The sequence below is a fragment of the Bradyrhizobium sp. LA6.1 genome (assembly GCF_040547805.1).
GTDB classification, from domain to species: domain Bacteria; phylum Pseudomonadota; class Alphaproteobacteria; order Rhizobiales; family Xanthobacteraceae; genus Bradyrhizobium; species Bradyrhizobium barranii.
In genome coordinates, this window is sequence record NZ_JBEPQK010000001.1 from 226,807 (window position 1) to 243,362 (window position 16,556).

Sequence of the window (16,556 nt, forward strand, 5' to 3'; positions counted from 1 at the left end):
AGTTGGTATCCGGGAACGATCTGGAATTGGCCCTCGATCAGGTCCGCGCCGACGCCGCGGGACCGGTTGCCGGTGTGTTCGGCCCTGACACGGTGACCTGGCAGATCGACCGGGAGGCCGTCATCTTTCTCGGCGCCGGCCGCGCGCTGTTGTTGCAGCTGGCGCATCCCTGGGTCGCTGCCGCCATCGCGGAGCATTCACGAACGCTTGCCGATCCGATCGGTCGCTTCCATCGCACCTTCGACATCGTCTTTGCCATGGTGTTCGGCTCGCTCGACCGGGCGCAGTTGTCGTCCCGGCAATTGCATCGGCGCCACAGCATGATCGTCGGCGCGATGCCCGAGGCCGTCGGTCCGTTCGCGGCAGGCTCGCGCTACTGCGCCAACGACATTCCGTCGCTGCGCTGGGTTCATGCGACGCTGGTCGAGACCGCGGTGATGGCGCATGACCTGGTCCTGCCCCCGCTCTCGGCGGAGGAGCGCGAGCGCTACTGGAGCGAGAGCCGGATGTTCGGCGCCTTGTTCGGATTGACGGCCGACGATTTGCCCGCGGACTGGTCCGGCTTTGCGGCCTACACCGCGGCGATGGCGCAGTCGGACACGCTGACGATCAGCCCGGCGGCGCGCGAGATCGCTGCGCAGATCCTTGGCGGCGCCCGTCCGTGGCTGCGGCCACCGCGATGGTATCGCGCGCTCACCGCGAGTTTGTTGCCGGAGCGCCTGCGAGCGGGCTTCGGGTTTGAATTCGACGAGCGCGACAAGAGGGCAGCCGACAATGCGCTGAGATGGATCAGGCGCGTCTATCCCAAACTGCCAGACCGGCTGCGCTATGTCGGTCCTTACCAGGAAGCGCAGGCACGGCTGCGGGGCGAGCCGCAGCCCGACTGGATGACCCGGTGTCTCAATCGCGCCTGGATCGGACGGCCGCAAATGGATGTGCGCGGGAAGGGATGAGGTTCTCAGCTCTTGGAGCGACGGGCGATAGAGTGGCGCGCCTCTCTCCACATCGTCATTGCGAGCGCAGCGAAGCAATCCAGACTGTCGCCGCGGAGACAGTCTGGATTGCTTCGTCGCTTCGCTCCTCGCAATGACGGAGAATGGAGAAGCGCCGCCTCAGCCTCACACTGACGCCAGCCTCCTATACAGCGCGCTATAACTGCCGGCCGAGATGCTCCAGGAGAACGAACGTCCCATCGCGCTGCGACGCATGGAGTCGAGCTGCTCATGCGCCACGAAAGCTGAGAAGGCGCGGCGGACCCCGCCGAGGAAGGATTCGTGCGAGGGTTTTGAGAACAGGAAGCCGGTCTCGCCGTCGGTGATGGTCTCGGCGAGGCCACCGGTCTGGTGACCGATCGGCAGCGAGCCGAAGCGCTGGGCGTACATCTGGCTGAGGCCGCACGGCTCGAAGCGCGACGGCATCAATGTGAAATCGCTGCCCGCGAAGATGCGCCGCGCCTGGGCGTCGTTGAAGCCGATCGTGACCCCGATCGCGTCGGGGCGGCGGCGATGTGCGTCGATCAGTGCCTGCTCGAGCGCGGGCTCGCCGGAGCCGGTGACCACGATCTGCCCGCCGGCGTCGATGATCTCGTCGGCGGCCGACAGCACGAGGTCGATGCCCTTCTGGTGCACGAGGCGTGCGACGATCGCGAACATCGGGCCGCGCGACACCGCGAGCCCGAACTGCTTGCGCACGTAATCCGCATTGGCCTTCTTGCCGACCCAGTCGCCGGCGCCGAACTGTTGGGCCAGCTGGGAGCAGGAGCGCGGGTCCCAGCTCTCGTCGATGCCGTTGAGAATGCCGGTGAGCTCGGCCGCATCCGAGCGGACACGAAGCAGGCCTTCGAGACCGCAGCCGAATTCCTCCGTCGTGATCTCGCGTGCATAGGTGCCGCTGACGGTGGTGAGGTGCGAGGCATAGACCAGCCCGGCCTTGAGGAAGGAGAGCTGGTCGTAGAACTCGACGCCGTCGATATGGAAGGAGCTCTCGGGGACGCCGATCCGCCGCAGCGAGTCCTTCGGGAAGAGTCCCTGGTAGGCGAGGTTATGGATGGTCAGGATCGACGGCAGCTTGGCGCCGCGCCAGGCGAGATAGGCCGGCACGAGCGAGGCCTGCCAGTCATTGGCATGGATCAGGTCTGCTGCCCAATTCTTGTCCAGCTTGCCCATGGCCAGCTCAGCGGCTGCCGAGGCAAAGCGCGCAAAGCGGATGTCGTTGTCCGGCCAGTCGTGTCCGGACTCGTCGCCATAGGGATTGCCGGGTCGGTCGTAGAGTTGTGAGCACAACAGCACATAGACCGGCAGCCCGTCCTTGGTCGCAGCCCGGCCGAGCGAGCAGGCCGGCATCTCCGCGAGCGCCGGGCAGCGGCCAACGATCTGAATATGCGTGAGTTGTTCGATGATGTCGCGGTAGCCGGGCAACATGACCCGGATATCGGCGAGAGGGCGAAGCGCCCTGGGAAGTGCAGCGGAAACGGCGCCGAGTCCGCCAACGCGGACGAAATCGTCCATCTCGGTTGTGACGAACAAGACCCTCAAGAACAGCTGCCCTCTTCCGATCCCGTCTGTTGCTATGCAAGAACGGGTCCAGTTGTCCTGGAATCCCCAAGCTCGCCCGTGAGACGCGTCCGTTCGGTAAAGACTTTCCTACTCACCCGCCGCCCTCTGGGGTCGGCGCATCAACAAGAGAGAACTTCGATAGTTCCTAAGAGGCCGAGGGGGCGTAAGCAGGCATGCAGTTAGCAGATAAGCATGAGGGGACGACGACAAAGGCCTTCGCGGGCCTCAGGGTCCTGGATTTTTCGACCACCATCGCCGGTCCCCACTGTGCGCGGATGCTTGCCGACATGGGCGCCGAGGTCATCAAGATCGAGACCGATGGCGGCGAGACGATGCGCACCCGGCCGCCGCTGCGCAAGGGGTGCAGCACCGTATTCGGCCAGCTCAACGTCGGCAAGAAAAGCGTCGTGCTCGATCTCAAGTCCGAGGAGGGCAAGGAGGCGGTGCGCCGGCTCGCCGCGACCGCCGATATCCTGGTCGAGAACTTTCGCCCCGGCGTGATGCACCGGCTGCGGCTTGACTACGACCGCCTGCGCCCGGTCAATCCCAAGCTGATCTATTGCTCGATCTCGGGCTACGGCCAGACCGGCCCCTCGGCCGAGCTGTCGGCCTATGCGCCGGTGATCCATGCGGCCTCCGGCTACGACATGGCGCATCTCGCCTACCAGCCCGGCCGCAGCCGGCCGGATTATTGCGGCATCTACCATGCCGACGTCGTCACCGGCACCTACGGTTTCGGCGCGATTGCGTCGGCGCTCTATCAGCGCACCGTGACCGGGCAGGGCCAGCACATCGACGTTTCGATGCTGGAGACGATGCTGAGCCTGACGGTGATCGAGCTGCAGAGCTCGCAATTCGCGGTGAAGCCGCCGCCGCGCCCGATGTTCGGCCCGACCGAGACGGCGAGCGGCTATGTCATGATCACGGTCGCGAGCGAGAAGACGTTCCAGTGCCTGATGGGTGTGATCGGCCGCCCCGAATGGATTTCCGATCCGCGCTTCTCCACCTACGCCGCGCGGCGCGAGAACTGGGCTGACATGATGGACGGGGTCGAAGCCTGGTCGCGGCCGCTCACGACCGACGCATGTCTTGTCGCGCTTGGCGCGGCCGGTGTGCCGGCCTCGGCCTATCGCACCGTGTCCGAGGCGCTGGCCGATCCGCAACTCGCGCACCGGCAGGCGCTCTCGTCCGTGGAGGACGAGGGTGGCTCGTTCCAGGTGCTCAATCTGCCGTTCCGGATGTCGGGCGCCGACACCACGCCCGGCAAAACGATGGCCGTGCTCGGCGAGCACACGGACGCATTGCGCGAGGAGATCGGCCTCGCCGGTGATGCGCCAATTCCGTCAGGCAAAACGGCTGCGACAAACTGAGCGCATCGCAGCACCACTACAGCGTTTGATCACTCGCGTGTTCCTCTTGCCGTGGCGAACATTTATCGCCAAGCTCGCCTCCGAGTCATTCAACGATCCGAAACATCGGACGAGGGATCCCGGGAGGAACCATGACGAACCTTGCTGCCGCGGCGCGCAAGCACGCGCCGATTTTCCTTGTTGCGGCATTTTCTCTACTTCCGCCGGCCGAGCCGGCACAGGCGCAGAAGGCGGGCGGCAGCATCACCGTCGGTCAGGAGCTGGAGATTACGGGCTTCGATCCGCTCAAGGTCGGGGTCTACGACACCTCGACCTTCACCGCTGCGGCCGCGATCTTCGACACGCTCACCACGCTCGACGAGAAGGGCGAAGCCGCGCCAAAGCTGGCAGTGTCCTGGACCCATTCGGACGATTACAAGAGCTGGACCTTCAAGCTGCGCCAGGGCGTGAAATTCCACGACGGCACGCCGTTCAATGCGCAAGCCTTCAAGGAGAACTTCGATCGGCAGAAGGACCCCGCCAACAAGTGCCGCTGCGCCTTCTACATCACCAACGTCAAGGAGGTGCTGGCGCCCGATGAATATACTGTCGTCTACAATCTCACCGATCCTTCCGTGAATTTGCCGGCGACGAACACCATCCAGAGCCAGAACAACGTCGTGCATTCGCCGACGGCGTGGAAGACCAAGGGCGACGACTACAATCGCAATCCCGTCGGCACCGGTCCCTACATCCTGAAATCATGGACGGCCGGCGATCGCATGGTTCTGGAGAAGAACCCGGGCTACTGGGACAAGGGCCGTCCCTATCTCGACCGCATCATCCTGAAGCCGCTGCCCGACGCGCAGTCGCGTTTCGCCTCGCTGCAATCGGGCGAGGCCGACATCATCTGGGACGACGAGAACGACGCCGACAACATCATGAAGGCGCAGAAGGACTCCAAGCTCACCGTGCACACCTACAAGGGCTCGGGCGCGCAGGTCTATGCCTTCAACACCAAGGTGGCGCCGTTCGACGACGTCCGCGTGCGGCAGGCGCTGGTGATGGCGATCGACCGTCCAAAGATGTCGCAGGCGATCAGCAACGGCCTGAGCCGGCCCGCGACCAATCCCTATGGCGACGGCTCCTGGGTCAAGTGCAAGGACGACGGCGCGCTGCCGTTCGACGTCGAGAAGGCCAAGGCGCTGATCAAGGACTATGGCAAGCCGGTCGAGTTCAAGACGATGGTGACCGCGACGCCGCGCGGCCGCATGATCGGCCAGGTGCTCCAGCAATTCTGGAAGCGCGCCGGCGCCAACATGGAGATCGAGCAGGTCGACCAGGCCACCATTCCGCCGCGCGCGTTCATGCGTCAGTTCCAGCTCATACCCTGGCGCATCGTCGACCTCGCCGATCCCGATCCGCAGATGTATGCGAACTTCCGCAGCGGCAGCCCGCTGGCGCTGGCCAACTTCGCCGATCCGGAGCTCGACCGGCTGCTCGACCACTCCCGCGTCACCGCCGATCCCGCCGCGCGTATCGAGGACTATTGCGCGATCAGCCGCCTGATCAACAAGGAGGCAGTCTGGTTCTGGACCTTCCAGAACACCTATTACGCGCTGTCGAGCGCCAAGCTGAAGGGCTTTCCGAAAATCTACAACGGCGTGATCGACGTCTCGACCACCTGGCTGGAATGACCGCGCGATGCTGAACTTCGTCGTGCGGCGGCTCCTTGCCATCCTGCCGGTGCTGCTCGCCGTCTCGCTGCTCACCTTCCTGATCGCCGCGTTGCTGCCGGGCGACCTTGCCTATGTCATCCTCGGCGATCAGGCGACGCCGGAGAATGTCGCGGCGTTGCGCCGTGACATGGGGCTCGACCAGCCGCTGTGGTGGCGTTATCTGAGCTGGCTCGGTCACGTCCTGCAGGGCGATCTCGGCCGCTCCTTCCGCACCGGGCAGACGGTGTTGCAGGCGGTAGCCGAGCGCATTCCGGTCTCGCTCGAGCTGATGCTGATGGCCGAATTCATCGGGCTACTGATCGGCGTACCGCTCGCGATCGCCTGCGCCGCGCGCGCCGGTGGCGCCTTCGACCGCTTCATGACCGGCAGCGCCTTCGCCATGCTGTCGATGCCGTCCTTCCTGATGGCGATTTTGTTGATCTATCTGTTCGCGGTCGAGTTGCGCTGGCTGCCGGCGACCGGCTATGTGCCGTTCACCGAGGAGCCGCTGTCGAACCTGCGCTTCTTCGTGCTGCCGGCGCTGACGCTGGCGCTGGCGGAATGGCCTGGAATCATGCGGGTGCTGCGCTCCGACATGATCGCGACCCTGCAGGAGGACTATATCGCGCTCGCCAAGGCCAAAGGCCTCAAGCCGGCGCGCATCCTGTTCGTGCATGCGCTGAAGCCATCGTCGCTGACGTTGGTGACGGTGACAGGCATCAATATCGGGCGCCTGCTGGGCGGCACGCTGATCGTGGAATCGATCTTCGCGCTGCCGGGCATCGGCCGCCTGCTGGTCGGCGCGATCTACACCCGCGACCTCGTCATCCTTCAGGGCGTGGTACTGCTGGTCGCCTGCGGCTTCGTCCTCGTCAATTTCATCGTCGACATGCTCTACGCCGTGCTCGATCCCAGGATCCGCCATGGCCACGCTTGAGCTCTCCATCCAGGACGAGGCGTCGGCGCCCGTCCGCCGCGGCCGCAGGCTCGGCCTGTTGTTCTGGTTGGCGAGCGCCTGGCTCGCGATTGTCCTGACGCTCGCGATCCTCGCGCCGGTGCTGCCGCTGCAGAATCCGACGGATATGGACATGCTGGAGCGCCGTGCGGCGTTCTCCGGGGAACACTGGCTCGGCACCGACGGGCTCGGCCGCGACGAATTCGCCCGCCTGATCTTTGGCGCGCGGGTGTCGCTGACGGTGGGGCTGATCGCGCCGATGATCGGCCTTGCGCTCGGCGGCGCGCTTGGTCTCCTCGCCGGCTATTTCCGCGGCCGGTTCGAAACGCTGGTGGTCGGCAGTATGGACGTGCTGCTGGCCTTTCCGCCGCTGATCTTCGCGCTCGCGGTGACCGCCTATCTCGGCCAGTCCATTCCCAATCTCACCCTGATCCTCGGCGTGCTCGGCATTCCCGCCTTCATGCGCGTGGCGCGCGCGGCGACGCTAACGCTGGCGCGGCGCGAGTTCGTGATCGCGGCCGAGGCGCTCGGCGCCAGCCATGCGCGCATCCTGCTGCGCGAGCTGCTGCCGAATGTGATCCTGCCGCTGCTGGCCTTCTTCCTGCTCGGCGTCGCCGTCACGATCGTGGTCGAGGGCGCGCTGTCCTTCCTCGGGCTCGGCGTGCCGCCACCGATGGCGAGCTGGGGCAGCATGATCGGCGAGGGGCGCGACAGCCTCGACGTCGCGCCGCGGCTGGCCTTCCTGCCGGCAACGGCGCTGTTCTTGACCGTGCTGGCCTTCAACCTGGTCGGCGACACCTTGCGGGCCCTGACCGACCCGCGTCAGGGGGCGCTATGAGCGCGCCGCTCCTGACCATCGAGGACGTGGCGGTCGAGCTGCCGACCCCGCGCGGCAATTTGCGCGCCGTGGATCATGTCGGTCTGTCGCTGGAAGCGGGCCGCACACTCGGCATCGTCGGCGAATCCGGCTGCGGCAAGACCATGCTGTCGCGCGCGGTGCTTCAGCTCTTGCCGAAGAAGGCGAAGCTGACCGGGCGCGTGATGTTCGACGGCCAGGACCTGGTGCGGCTCGACTCCGAGCGTCTGCGGCGCCTGCGTGGGCGCGACCTCGCGGTCGTGTTCCAGGACCCGATGACCTCGCTCAACCCGGTGCTGACCATCGGCACCCAGCTGATGGAGACGATCCAGGAGCATCTCGAGCTCGATGCGCCGGCGGCGCGGAAGCGCAGCATCGAGCTGCTCGCCGCCGTCGGAATTCCGGCGCCGGAGCAGCGGCTCGCGCAATATCCACATCAATGTTCCGGCGGCATGCGCCAGCGCATCGCGATTGCGATCGCGCTATCCTGCGAGCCGAAACTGTTGATCGCGGACGAGCCGACCACGGCGCTCGACGTCACGATCCAGGCGCAGATCCTCGATCTGCTGGCGCGCGAGCAGCGCCGCCGCCACATGGCGATGATCATCATCACCCACGACCTCGGCGTCGTCGCCGGCCGCGCCGACGAGGTGGCGGTGATGTATGCGGGCAGGGTGGTCGAGCGCGCGCCGACGCAGGCGTTGTTCAAGCGCATGCACATGCCCTACACCGAGGCGCTGCTGGCGGCGATCCCGAAGCTGGAGACCGCACCGCATACGCCGCTGCCGGCCATTTCCGGCCGTCCGCCCGATCCGACCCGGCCACTCAAAGGCTGCTCCTTCGCGCCGCGCTGCCGCTATGCCGTGGGGCGCTGTCACGAGGCCAAGCCCGAATTGAAGGGCGCGGAGATGCCGGGGCATCTCTATGCCTGCTTCCATCCCATCCAGATGACGGAGGGGATTGGCGCATGATGCAGTTTGCCATACCCGCTGAGCCGCTCCTGAACGTCGACAATCTCGTCGTCGAATACGGTCTCGGCAACAAGACGGTGCACGCGGTCTCCGGCGTCAGCCTCCAGGTCGCGCGCGGTGAGACGCTGGGGCTGGTCGGCGAATCCGGCTGCGGCAAGTCGACGCTGGGGCGCGCGGTGCTGCAATTGCGCCGCGCCAAATCCGGCCGCGTGCTGTTCGACGGCGAGGACCTCACCGCGATGGAAGGCGAGGCGCTGCGCAAGATGCGCCGCCGCGTGCAACTGATCTTCCAGGACCCGATCGCCTCGCTCAATCCGCGCCGGCGCATCGGCGACATCGTCGCCGAGCCGCTGATCATCGCCGGCGTCAAGGATGCCGCCGAGCGCAAGCGGCGCGTTCACGACGTGCTGTCCGCGGTCGGGCTCGACCCTGACATCGTGGCGGCCCGTCTGCCGCACGAATTCTCCGGCGGCCAGTGCCAGCGCATCTGCATCGCACGATCGCTGGTGCTCAACCCCGAATTCATCGTCTGCGACGAGCCGGTCTCGGCGCTCGACGTCTCCATCCGCGCGCAGATCCTCAACCTGCTCGAGGAGATGAAGGCACGCTTCGGCCTGACGCTGCTGTTCATCGCGCATGACCTCGCGGTGGTGAAAGCGGTCAGCGACCGCGTCGCGGTGATGTATCTCGGCCGGCTCTGCGAGGTCGGGCCGTCGGAGCAATTGTTCGCAAGGCCCGCTCATCCCTACACGGACCTGCTGTTGCAGGCGATCCCGGTGCCCGATCCGGACGTGCGTCCCGTCGAGAGTGTGGCGACCGGCGAACCGCCATCGCCGATTGCGCCGCCGTCCGGCTGCCGCTTCCGCACCCGCTGCCCGCGGGCCGACCAGCGATGCAGCGCGGAGATACCGGAGTTGCGCGAAGTCGCACCCGGCCAGTTCGCGGCTTGCCACCATCCGCTGGCCTAAACTAAAGACGGTAGCGGATTTGTTTCGCCCCGCCGGTCATGGCATGGTGGCGACGACAAGAAGTATGCCGGGAGGACGCCGATGAAGAGTTTCAAGGTCGCCGATTTCAAGGCGCCGCTGCAGGAGTTCGACGAGGCCACGCCGCAGCCGTCGGGCACGCAGGTGCTGATCAAGGTGAAGGCCGCCGGCGTCTGCCACAGCGACCTCCACATCTGGGAAGGCGGCTACGATCTCGGCCACGGCCGCAAGCCGTTGTCGCTGAAGGACCGCGGCATCAATCTGCCGCTGACCATGGGCCATGAGACGGTCGGCGAAATCGCAGCCTTCGGCCCCGACGTGAAGCCGACCGACCAGGGCGATCTCAGGCTCGGCGATGTCGGCCTCGTCTATCCCTGGATCGGCTGCGGCAAGTGCGCGACGTGCCTGGCCGGTGACGAGAACATGTGCCTGACGCCGCGCTCGCTCGGCGTCTATTGCGACGGCGGCTACTCCGACCACATGCTGGTGCCGCATCCGCGCTATCTGCTCAACCTGAAGGGGCTCGATCCCGCCTCGGCGGCGCCCTACGCCTGCTCTGGCGTCACCACCTACAGCGCGCTGAAGAAGGTCGAGCAGCATTTTGACACGCCGATCGTGATGTTCGGCGCCGGCGGTCTCGGCCTGATGGCGCTGTCGCTGCTGAAGGCAATGGGCGGCAAGGGCGCGATCATGGTCGACATCGACGCCAGGAAGCGTGAGGCCGCCGAGAAGGCCGGCGCGCTCGCGACCGTCGATCCCAAGGCGCCGGATGCGCTGGAGCAGCTTGCCAAAAAGGCGGGCGGGCCGATCCGCGCCGTGATTGATCTGGTCGGTAACGCCGCGACCACGCAACTCGGCTTCGATTGCCTGACCAAGGGCGGCAAGCTCGTCATCGTCGGCCTGTTCGGCGGCGGCGCGACCTGGGCGCTGCCGCTGATCCCGATCAAGGCGGTGACGATCCAGGGCAGCTATGTCGGCAATCTGCGCGAGACGCAGGAGCTGCTTGACCTCGTGCGCGCGAAGAACGTGCCGCCGATCCCGGTGACGCGCCAGCCGCTCAACAAGGCCAATGACGCGCTGGTGCAATTGCAGCAGGGCGCGGTGGTCGGTCGCACGGTGCTGACGCCGTAATAAACGCTCTCTCCTCCGTCATTGCGAGCGAAGCGAAGCAATCCAGAAATCCCTCCGCGGACACAGTCTGGATTGCTTCGTCGCTTCGCTCCTCGCAATGACGTCCTTGGCTCGTCCTTCCTAAGGTCTCTCAAATGTCCGCAAACAACGCCTTCCACATTGCCGTGCTCGCCGGTGACGGCATCGGTCCCGAAGTCATGGCACCGGCCATCGAAGTCCTGCGCAAGATCGAGGCGAAGTCCGGCCTGAGCTTCCGCTTCACCGAGGCGCCGGCCGGGGCCAACAATTATCTCGCGACCGGCAAGTCGATGCCCGATTCCACCATCAAGCTCTGCGAGGAGGCCGACGCGATCCTGCTCGGCGCCTGCGGCCTGCCGTCGGTGCGCTATCCCGATAATACCGAGATCGCGCCGCAGATCGAGCTGCGGTTCATCTTCGATCTCTATGCCGGCGTGCGCCCGGCGCGGCTCATTCCGGGCGTGCCGAGCCCGATCGTCGGCGCGGACCAGCGCGGCATCGATCTCGTCGTGATCCGCGAATCCACCGAAGGCCTGTTCGCCTCGATGGGCAAGGGCGTCGTCACCCATGAGGACGCGCGCGAGACCATGGTGATCACGCGCAAGACCTCCGAGCGCCTGTTCGAGTTCTCGTTTCGGCTCGCCGAGCGGCGCAAGGCGCGCGGCAAGCCGGGGATGCTGACCTGCGTCGACAAGGCGAACGTGTTCAAGGCCTTTGCATTCTTCCGCGGCATCTTCGACGAGATCGAGAAGAAGCATCCGAACGTGAAGACCGACCGGCTCTATGTCGATGCCTGCTCTGCGATGCTGGTGAAGCGTCCCTGGGATTTCGACGTGATGGTGATGGAGAACATGTTCGGCGACATCGTCTCCGACATCACCGCGAGCCTGATCGGCGGCCTCGGCATGGCGCCGTCCGCCGACATCGGCGACAAATATGCCGTGTTCCAGCCCTGCCACGGCACCGCACCCGATATCATGGGGCAGGGCAAGGCCAATCCCACTGGCATGATCCTGTCGGCGGCGATGATGCTGGACTGGCTCGCCGACAAGCACGGCGTCGAGAGCGCGGCAGAAGCCGGCGAGCAGATCGAGCGTGCGGTGGATCAGATCTACGCCAGCGGCATCAAGCCGATGGAGTTCGGCGGCAGCAACGGCACGGCGGACATTACGAAAGCGGTGCTCGCTGCGCTGTAGTTACCGCACGCGGTCTATATCGGAGGAGCTGGAAGTCAATGAGCAATCCGGTTCCCGAGCACTATCGGCACCTCCGAACCTTCGCCTTCGGCGACAATCCCGCGCTCGCGGATGAATTGGTCGAACTCGTCGCCAAGGGCGTCAAGACCGCGACTTGCAGCACGGAGGACGAACCGAACACGTCGACGCCGGGTGAGCGCTGGGTCGTGCTTGACGGACGGGGAGAACCGCGCTGCGTCATCGAATCCGTCGAGATCACCTATCGGCGCTTCAATGACGTCGATGCCGCGTTTGCGCACGATGAGGGCGAAGGCGATCGAAGCCTCGCCTATTGGCGTAGCGCCCATCGGACCTATTTCGGCCGGCTCGGACGATTCAGCGAGGACATGACGCTCATGTGCGAGCGCTTCCGCCTGATCGAGCTGTTTGGTGATCAGGCGCCTGCGCCTTGCTGAGCCCGGACGCCGAGGCTACTTGCCCGTAAACTGCGGCTTGCGCTTTTCCATGAAGGCCTGCCGGCCCTCGCGAAAATCCGCGCTGTCCATGCAGGCGTGACCGATCGCCTTGATCGCCTCCAGGTCGCGCTGGCTCTCGTCCTTCAACACCTGTGCGATAGTGATCTTGGCGGCCTTGATCGCGAGCGGGGCGTTCTCTGAGATGGTCTGCGCGATCGTCATCGTCTCCCCCCACAACTCGTCGATCGGGAACAAGCGCTCGACGAGGCCAATGCGCAGCGCCTCGGCGGAATCGATCCGCATGCCCGTGTACATCAGAAGCCGTGCCCAGGACGGGCCGACCAGCGACACCAAATGCTTCAAGCCGTCATAGCCGTAGGCGATGCCGAGCTTTGCCGCGGGAATGCCGAACTGGCTGCCATGTGCGGCGAGACGGATGTCGGCGAGCATCGCGACCTGCATGCCGCCGCCGAGACAAAAGCCCTCGATGCAGGCGATGGTCGGCTTGGGATAGTCGGCGAGCAGCGCGCGCTGGGCGGCGCTGCGCCTGGCATATTCCTCGGACGCCGCCGCATTGTGGCGGGTCTTCTCGAACTGGCTGATGTCGGCCCCGGAGACGAATGCCTTGCCGCCGGCGCCGCGCAGGATCACGACGCGAACCGTCGCGTCATCGCGCAGGCTCGTCAGCGCCTCGCCAAATCCCTCCCACATCTCCAGCGACATCGCGTTGCGCTTGTCAGGATTGTTGAAGGTGATCACGCCGACGCCGTCGATGACCTGCTTGAGGATCTTGCCGTCGGCAAGGGGTGTTTCGGTCGTGCTGGAATTGTCAGGCATTGCGCGCTCGCTGTCGTAGGCCGGGCGCAATGTGCGGCCGGGGCGCTGCCCGGGTCAACCGCGACGAGGGACGCGGCTTTGCATCCGCCTGTGGCGCGATTGCATGGCGCGAGAAGCGGTTATTCCTTGAGCATGATCTTTTCGGAAAACCGCTGCACACTTTTCCGGATAAAGCTCTACTGCGTTGCGTGCATGTGCGCGGTCAGGGGATGGCTGCCGGCATTGCTGAAGAACGCCGCCTCTTCGGCGGTGGCCTCCAGCAACTGCTCGTCCTGACTATAGACGTCGTTGCGGAACTGGACGGTCTGGTCCCTAGTCATCCATGCCGTGAGGTAAATCCAGGCCACCGGCACCTTCTTCGCCATGGCGACCTCGAGGTGCTGGCCGCTCGCAATCTCGGCATCGATCGCGGCGCGGCTCCATTTCGGCTGGTCCTTCAGCAGCCAGGCGGCGAGATCGCGCACATTGTCGACGCGCGAGCAGCCATGGGAATCGAAGCGGTAGTCGTCGCTGAACAGATTGCGCTGGTTGGTGTCGTGCATATAGACCGAATAGGCGTTCGGCATGTCGATCTTCACCGCGCCGAGCGCGTTGAAGGTGCCGTTGTGCTGGCGCACGGTGAAGTTCGGCGTGTGCGTGCCCGACCAGTCGACCGCGTGCGGATCAATCGGATTGTCGTGGGCGTCGAGCACCTCCATGTGCATGCGCGACAGATAGGTCGGATCCTTGCGCATATGCGCCGAGATCTCGGTCTTGGCGATCGAGGACGGCACCGTCCAGGTCGGATTGAGCACGACGCTGGTGATCTGGGCCGTCAGGGTCGGCGAGGGCTTCTCGGTCTTGCCGACGATGACGCGATAGCGCCGCACCACAACATCGTTCTCGACCGCTTCGGCAAACGCGGCGGGGATGTTGACCACGACATAGCGCTGGCCGAAGCCGAAATTCATGTTCTCGAGCCGCTGGAGCGAAGCCTCCAGCTGCCGGATGCGCTTCTGCACGGAGACGTTCATCGCCGCGACCGTGCGCGGCGTCACCGTGCCGGTCGGCGCCAGACCATGACGGGCCTGGAAGCGCTTCACGGCGTCGGCGAGATCCTGGTCGAAGGCGCCGGTCGCCTTGTCGGCGGCGAGATCGCCGGAGAGGATTAGTCGCTTGCGCAGCAGCTCGTCGCTGGCGCCCTGGACGCCGAGGGCGAACTTGGCATCGGCAGGGATGGTCGGCCAGCCGCCACGTACGGCAAGATCGGAGTAGCTAAGCGCGGCATCCTTGATGCGCTGGGCCGAGCCCTCGTCATAGGTTGGCTCGCGCGTCAGCGCGAGCGCCGCGGCGGAGCGGCTCTCCGCCGTCGAAGCGGGCGCGGCAGCCTTCGGAGCGGCAGCATGGGCCGGGTTCGCCGCGGCCGGCACCGTACCGGCCGCCGTTGCCGGCCTGGGGTTTGCCTGTCCCGTGGTTTCGGTTTGCGCCAGCGCGGAGGCGCTCGCGAGCACGCCGACGGCAACGATCATCGCATGGCGTTTCGACATGTGTCCCATTTTCCCCACGAGGACGAGGCCCGGACGGGCGCTCGCATTGGCAATTCCCGCTCGCCGCGCCGCGTGCGCCGATTCGCAAAAATCGGCGGGAAGCTAGAGCCCCGGAGTTGAGGTCCCATTAAGCACGGCAGTCGAAAGCCTGCGCGTCCGAGGCGGGGCGTCTCGATTGGGTCGCAGCAGGGGCGGGATCGGTTCGCGAAATCCGCGGCGATGGCGGGCAAATTGCCGGGAAACCCGCAGCAAGAAACCCGCAGCAAGAAATCCGCAAGAAAAAAGGGCGGCTTGGCCGCCCCGAAAGGAGAGCCGCGCGCAAGCGCGCGGACTGGGTCTCGTTCAATCCGGCCGCGCCCCCGTGACGCGGCGGATTGAACATCGGCCGTAAAGGTCCGAGCCCGATCGGCTCAGGCCTCGTTCGCTGCGATCGATTCCATCAGCGAGACGAGCTGACGCTGCACCGTCTGGTCCTTGATCTTGCTGTAGGCGCGCAGCAGGCGGAGGCTGAAGGCGGAATCGAGGAACAGCAGGCTCTCGACTTCGCGCGCCTTGTTGTCGCCGTCATAGAAGAAGGTCACGGGCACATCGAGGGCGGTGGCGATCTGCTGAAGCCGAGCCGCGCCGACGCGATTGACGCCCTTCTCGTATTTCTGGACCTGCTGGAAGCTCACGCCGAGCTTCTCGCCGAGCTCGGCCTGCGAGATCTTCATCTCGACGCGCCGCAGACGGATCCGCTTGCCAAGCTCAATGTCCGGCTTGCCGGCGCTGCGCTGCTTCATTCTTTTCGCCGCTGCTTTCATACTCTCACCTTTGTTCTTCGGTTGAAAATCCCCCGAAGAGCTGGGTCAGGGGTTCGCCCATATACTCGTCCTTGAATTCATGCGGATGCACGAACTCTTCCTTAAACCACGGGAATCGCGCCGGATTGAAAGCCTCGATCAGCCAGTCAATCATGTGCCGAACGCGTGGAATCCGGCCGCTACCAGGGTGGTAGGACAACCAGATATCCAGCGGCCTGTTCAGCTCGACCTCCAGTGGAATCAACTTCCCGCCAAGCGCAATGGCGTAGCTCGGGAATACGCCGATGCCGGCGCCATTCGCGACCGCCCAATAATTGGCGCTTGAGACGTTGGTCTTCATGACCAGCAGGTCACGTTCCGGAACGCCTGGGAAGAAGCTCTCGAAGGTTTCCTTGGCGGCAAGCTGGTCGGCGAATTGCAGCACCAGGCGGTGCTTGATCAATTCGAGCGCCGAGCGCGGCGTGCCGTGTTTTTCAAGGTATTTTTCCGAAGCCCAGAACATCAGGTGCATGCGGCCGAGCCGCACCAGCTTGACGTCGAGCGCGGAGGGACGCGACAGATGGATGGCGACGTCGGCCTCGTGACGAGAGACATCGGCCGAGCGCATCGCGCAATGGAGGTCGACCAGGATCTTCGGATAGGCCTGCTGGAATTCGACCAGCCGCGGGGCGAGCCAGAACGTCCCGAGACCCTCGGTGACGGCCACGCGAACTTCGCCGGACAGGGCGTTGGCCGTCGAATCGCTGGTGCGCAGCACGTCGAAGGCGGCCGCCTCCATGCGCTCGACTGCGGAGACCACCAGTGCACCTTCATCGGTCAGATGCGTGCCGTGGACGTCGCGGGTGAACAGGGTGGTGCCGGTCTGGCGCTCGAAATCATCAATCCGGCGGCGGACGGCGTTGATCGACAGCGACAGGCGTTCAGACGCCGAGCGAAAACTGCCGCATCGAACGACTTCCAGGAATATGCGGGCCGCATCCCAATCGGAGAGGCCGCTGATGTTGATCTTTGGGCGTTCCTCCTGTGGAACGCCCCTTTCCGCCAAGGAGTGCATACAAGTCCCTTCGGATTGCTAAACTGGCAGAATTGGGCGCAAACCACAACCACTGCGGGTTGGGGAACGGCGACTTTTGAACGCCATCGTTACTGCCTCGTGGGCGGTATCCGAGTGTTACTAAGGCTGAGAATCGAATCGGCCGA

At 65.3% G+C, this 16,556-nt stretch carries 15 protein-coding genes; 10 read left to right on the forward strand and 5 right to left on the reverse strand.

Going from position 1 to position 16,556, the window contains the following annotated elements; genetic code table 11:
- Positions 1–2: 2 nt before the first annotated feature.
- Entirely contained in the window at positions 3–953 is a 951-nt protein-coding gene (locus tag ABIB99_RS01060) for an oxygenase MpaB family protein (RefSeq protein WP_354174900.1), read from the forward strand.
- A gap of 165 nt (positions 954–1,118) precedes the next feature.
- Here the strand turns inward: ABIB99_RS01060 and glgA are convergent, their stop codons facing one another.
- The gene (gene glgA, locus ABIB99_RS01065) at positions 1,119–2,534 is read right to left on the reverse strand and encodes a glycogen synthase GlgA (protein ID WP_354174444.1); all 1,416 of its coding nucleotides are present in this window, start codon (positions 2,532–2,534) and stop codon (positions 1,119–1,121) included.
- A gap of 194 nt (positions 2,535–2,728) precedes the next feature.
- On the opposite strand from glgA, the gene ABIB99_RS01070 reads away from it, so the two are divergent.
- The 9 genes from ABIB99_RS01070 to ABIB99_RS01110 all read left to right on the forward strand — a co-directional run bounded on the left by ABIB99_RS01070 (position 2,729) and on the right by ABIB99_RS01110 (position 12,190).
- On the forward strand, positions 2,729–3,925 hold the full coding sequence (locus ABIB99_RS01070) for a CaiB/BaiF CoA transferase family protein (RefSeq protein WP_354174446.1): 1,197 nt from the start codon (positions 2,729–2,731) through the stop codon (positions 3,923–3,925).
- A gap of 131 nt (positions 3,926–4,056) precedes the next feature.
- Positions 4,057–5,601 (forward strand): ABC transporter substrate-binding protein, encoded by a 1,545-nt coding sequence (locus ABIB99_RS01075; RefSeq protein WP_354119796.1) that lies wholly within the window; start codon positions 4,057–4,059, stop codon positions 5,599–5,601.
- A 7-nt stretch (positions 5,602–5,608) separates the two neighbouring features.
- The gene (locus ABIB99_RS01080) at positions 5,609–6,559 is read left to right on the forward strand and encodes an ABC transporter permease (protein ID WP_071915956.1); all 951 of its coding nucleotides are present in this window, start codon (positions 5,609–5,611) and stop codon (positions 6,557–6,559) included.
- Positions 6,546–7,415 (forward strand): ABC transporter permease, encoded by an 870-nt coding sequence (locus ABIB99_RS01085; RefSeq protein WP_354174449.1) that lies wholly within the window; start codon positions 6,546–6,548, stop codon positions 7,413–7,415. Before ABIB99_RS01080 ends, ABIB99_RS01085 begins: the two co-directional genes overlap by 14 nt.
- Positions 7,412–8,404, forward strand: a complete 993-nt coding sequence (locus ABIB99_RS01090) for an ABC transporter ATP-binding protein (protein WP_354174451.1) — start codon at positions 7,412–7,414, stop codon at positions 8,402–8,404. The genes ABIB99_RS01085 and ABIB99_RS01090 overlap by 4 nt, the downstream gene beginning before the upstream one ends.
- Positions 8,401–9,372 carry an ABC transporter ATP-binding protein gene (locus ABIB99_RS01095; protein WP_354174453.1) on the forward strand — a complete coding sequence of 324 codons (972 nt, stop codon included), beginning with the start codon at positions 8,401–8,403 and terminating at the stop codon, positions 9,370–9,372. Before ABIB99_RS01090 ends, ABIB99_RS01095 begins: the two co-directional genes overlap by 4 nt.
- An 81-nt stretch (positions 9,373–9,453) precedes the next feature.
- Positions 9,454–10,521 carry an alcohol dehydrogenase gene (locus ABIB99_RS01100; RefSeq protein WP_166089648.1) on the forward strand — a complete coding sequence of 356 codons (1,068 nt, stop codon included), beginning with the start codon at positions 9,454–9,456 and terminating at the stop codon, positions 10,519–10,521.
- A 134-nt stretch (positions 10,522–10,655) separates the two neighbouring features.
- Positions 10,656–11,735 carry an isocitrate/isopropylmalate dehydrogenase family protein gene (locus ABIB99_RS01105; protein ID WP_354174455.1) on the forward strand — a complete coding sequence of 360 codons (1,080 nt, stop codon included), beginning with the start codon at positions 10,656–10,658 and terminating at the stop codon, positions 11,733–11,735.
- 38 nt (positions 11,736–11,773) lie between these two features.
- Positions 11,774–12,190 (forward strand): ASCH domain-containing protein, encoded by a 417-nt coding sequence (locus ABIB99_RS01110; protein ID WP_354174457.1) that lies wholly within the window; start codon positions 11,774–11,776, stop codon positions 12,188–12,190.
- Between the two features lie 15 nt (positions 12,191–12,205).
- On the opposite strand, the gene ABIB99_RS01115 is transcribed toward ABIB99_RS01110, so the two are convergent.
- The 4 genes from ABIB99_RS01115 to ABIB99_RS01130 form a co-directional block, all read right to left on the reverse strand.
- On the reverse strand, positions 12,206–13,027 hold the full coding sequence (locus tag ABIB99_RS01115; protein ID WP_354174459.1) for an enoyl-CoA hydratase: 822 nt from the start codon (positions 13,025–13,027) through the stop codon (positions 12,206–12,208).
- A 176-nt stretch (positions 13,028–13,203) separates the two neighbouring features.
- The gene (locus tag ABIB99_RS01120) at positions 13,204–14,553 is read right to left on the reverse strand and encodes a L,D-transpeptidase family protein (RefSeq protein ID WP_354174461.1); all 1,350 of its coding nucleotides are present in this window, start codon (positions 14,551–14,553) and stop codon (positions 13,204–13,206) included.
- Positions 14,554–14,963: 410 nt separating this feature from the next.
- Complete coding sequence (locus ABIB99_RS01125; protein ID WP_014497036.1) at positions 14,964–15,335, reverse strand: helix-turn-helix domain-containing protein; 372 nt, start codon at positions 15,333–15,335, stop codon at positions 14,964–14,966.
- A 25-nt stretch (positions 15,336–15,360) separates the two neighbouring features.
- A complete protein-coding gene (locus tag ABIB99_RS01130; RefSeq protein WP_038943246.1) occupies positions 15,361–16,410 on the reverse strand; it encodes a LysR family transcriptional regulator in 1,050 nt (349 codons plus the stop codon).
- Between the last annotated feature and the right edge of the window lie 146 nt (positions 16,411–16,556).

Excerpts from the sequence above, each read along its gene's own strand:
- ABIB99_RS01070 (WP_354174446.1), top strand. The coding sequence starts at position 2,729 with ATGCAGTTAGCAGATAAGCATGAGGGGACGACGACAAAGGCCTTCGCG.
- ABIB99_RS01075 (WP_354119796.1), top strand. The coding sequence starts at position 4,057 with ATGACGAACCTTGCTGCCGCGGCGCGCAAGCACGCGCCGATTTTCCTT.
- ABIB99_RS01080 (WP_071915956.1), top strand. The coding sequence starts at position 5,609 with ATGCTGAACTTCGTCGTGCGGCGGCTCCTTGCCATCCTGCCGGTGCTG.
- ABIB99_RS01085 (WP_354174449.1), top strand. The coding sequence starts at position 6,546 with ATGGCCACGCTTGAGCTCTCCATCCAGGACGAGGCGTCGGCGCCCGTC.
- ABIB99_RS01090 (WP_354174451.1), top strand. The coding sequence starts at position 7,412 with ATGAGCGCGCCGCTCCTGACCATCGAGGACGTGGCGGTCGAGCTGCCG.
- ABIB99_RS01095 (WP_354174453.1), top strand. The coding sequence starts at position 8,401 with ATGATGCAGTTTGCCATACCCGCTGAGCCGCTCCTGAACGTCGACAAT.
- ABIB99_RS01100 (WP_166089648.1), top strand. The coding sequence starts at position 9,454 with ATGAAGAGTTTCAAGGTCGCCGATTTCAAGGCGCCGCTGCAGGAGTTC.
- ABIB99_RS01105 (WP_354174455.1), top strand. The coding sequence starts at position 10,656 with ATGTCCGCAAACAACGCCTTCCACATTGCCGTGCTCGCCGGTGACGGC.
- ABIB99_RS01110 (WP_354174457.1), top strand. The coding sequence starts at position 11,774 with ATGAGCAATCCGGTTCCCGAGCACTATCGGCACCTCCGAACCTTCGCC.
- ABIB99_RS01115 (WP_354174459.1), bottom strand. The coding sequence starts at position 13,027 with ATGCCTGACAATTCCAGCACGACCGAAACACCCCTTGCCGACGGCAAG.
- ABIB99_RS01120 (WP_354174461.1), bottom strand. The coding sequence starts at position 14,553 with ATGTCGAAACGCCATGCGATGATCGTTGCCGTCGGCGTGCTCGCGAGC.
- ABIB99_RS01125 (WP_014497036.1), bottom strand. The coding sequence starts at position 15,335 with ATGAAGCAGCGCAGCGCCGGCAAGCCGGACATTGAGCTTGGCAAGCGG.
- ABIB99_RS01130 (WP_038943246.1), bottom strand. The coding sequence starts at position 16,410 with ATGCACTCCTTGGCGGAAAGGGGCGTTCCACAGGAGGAACGCCCAAAG.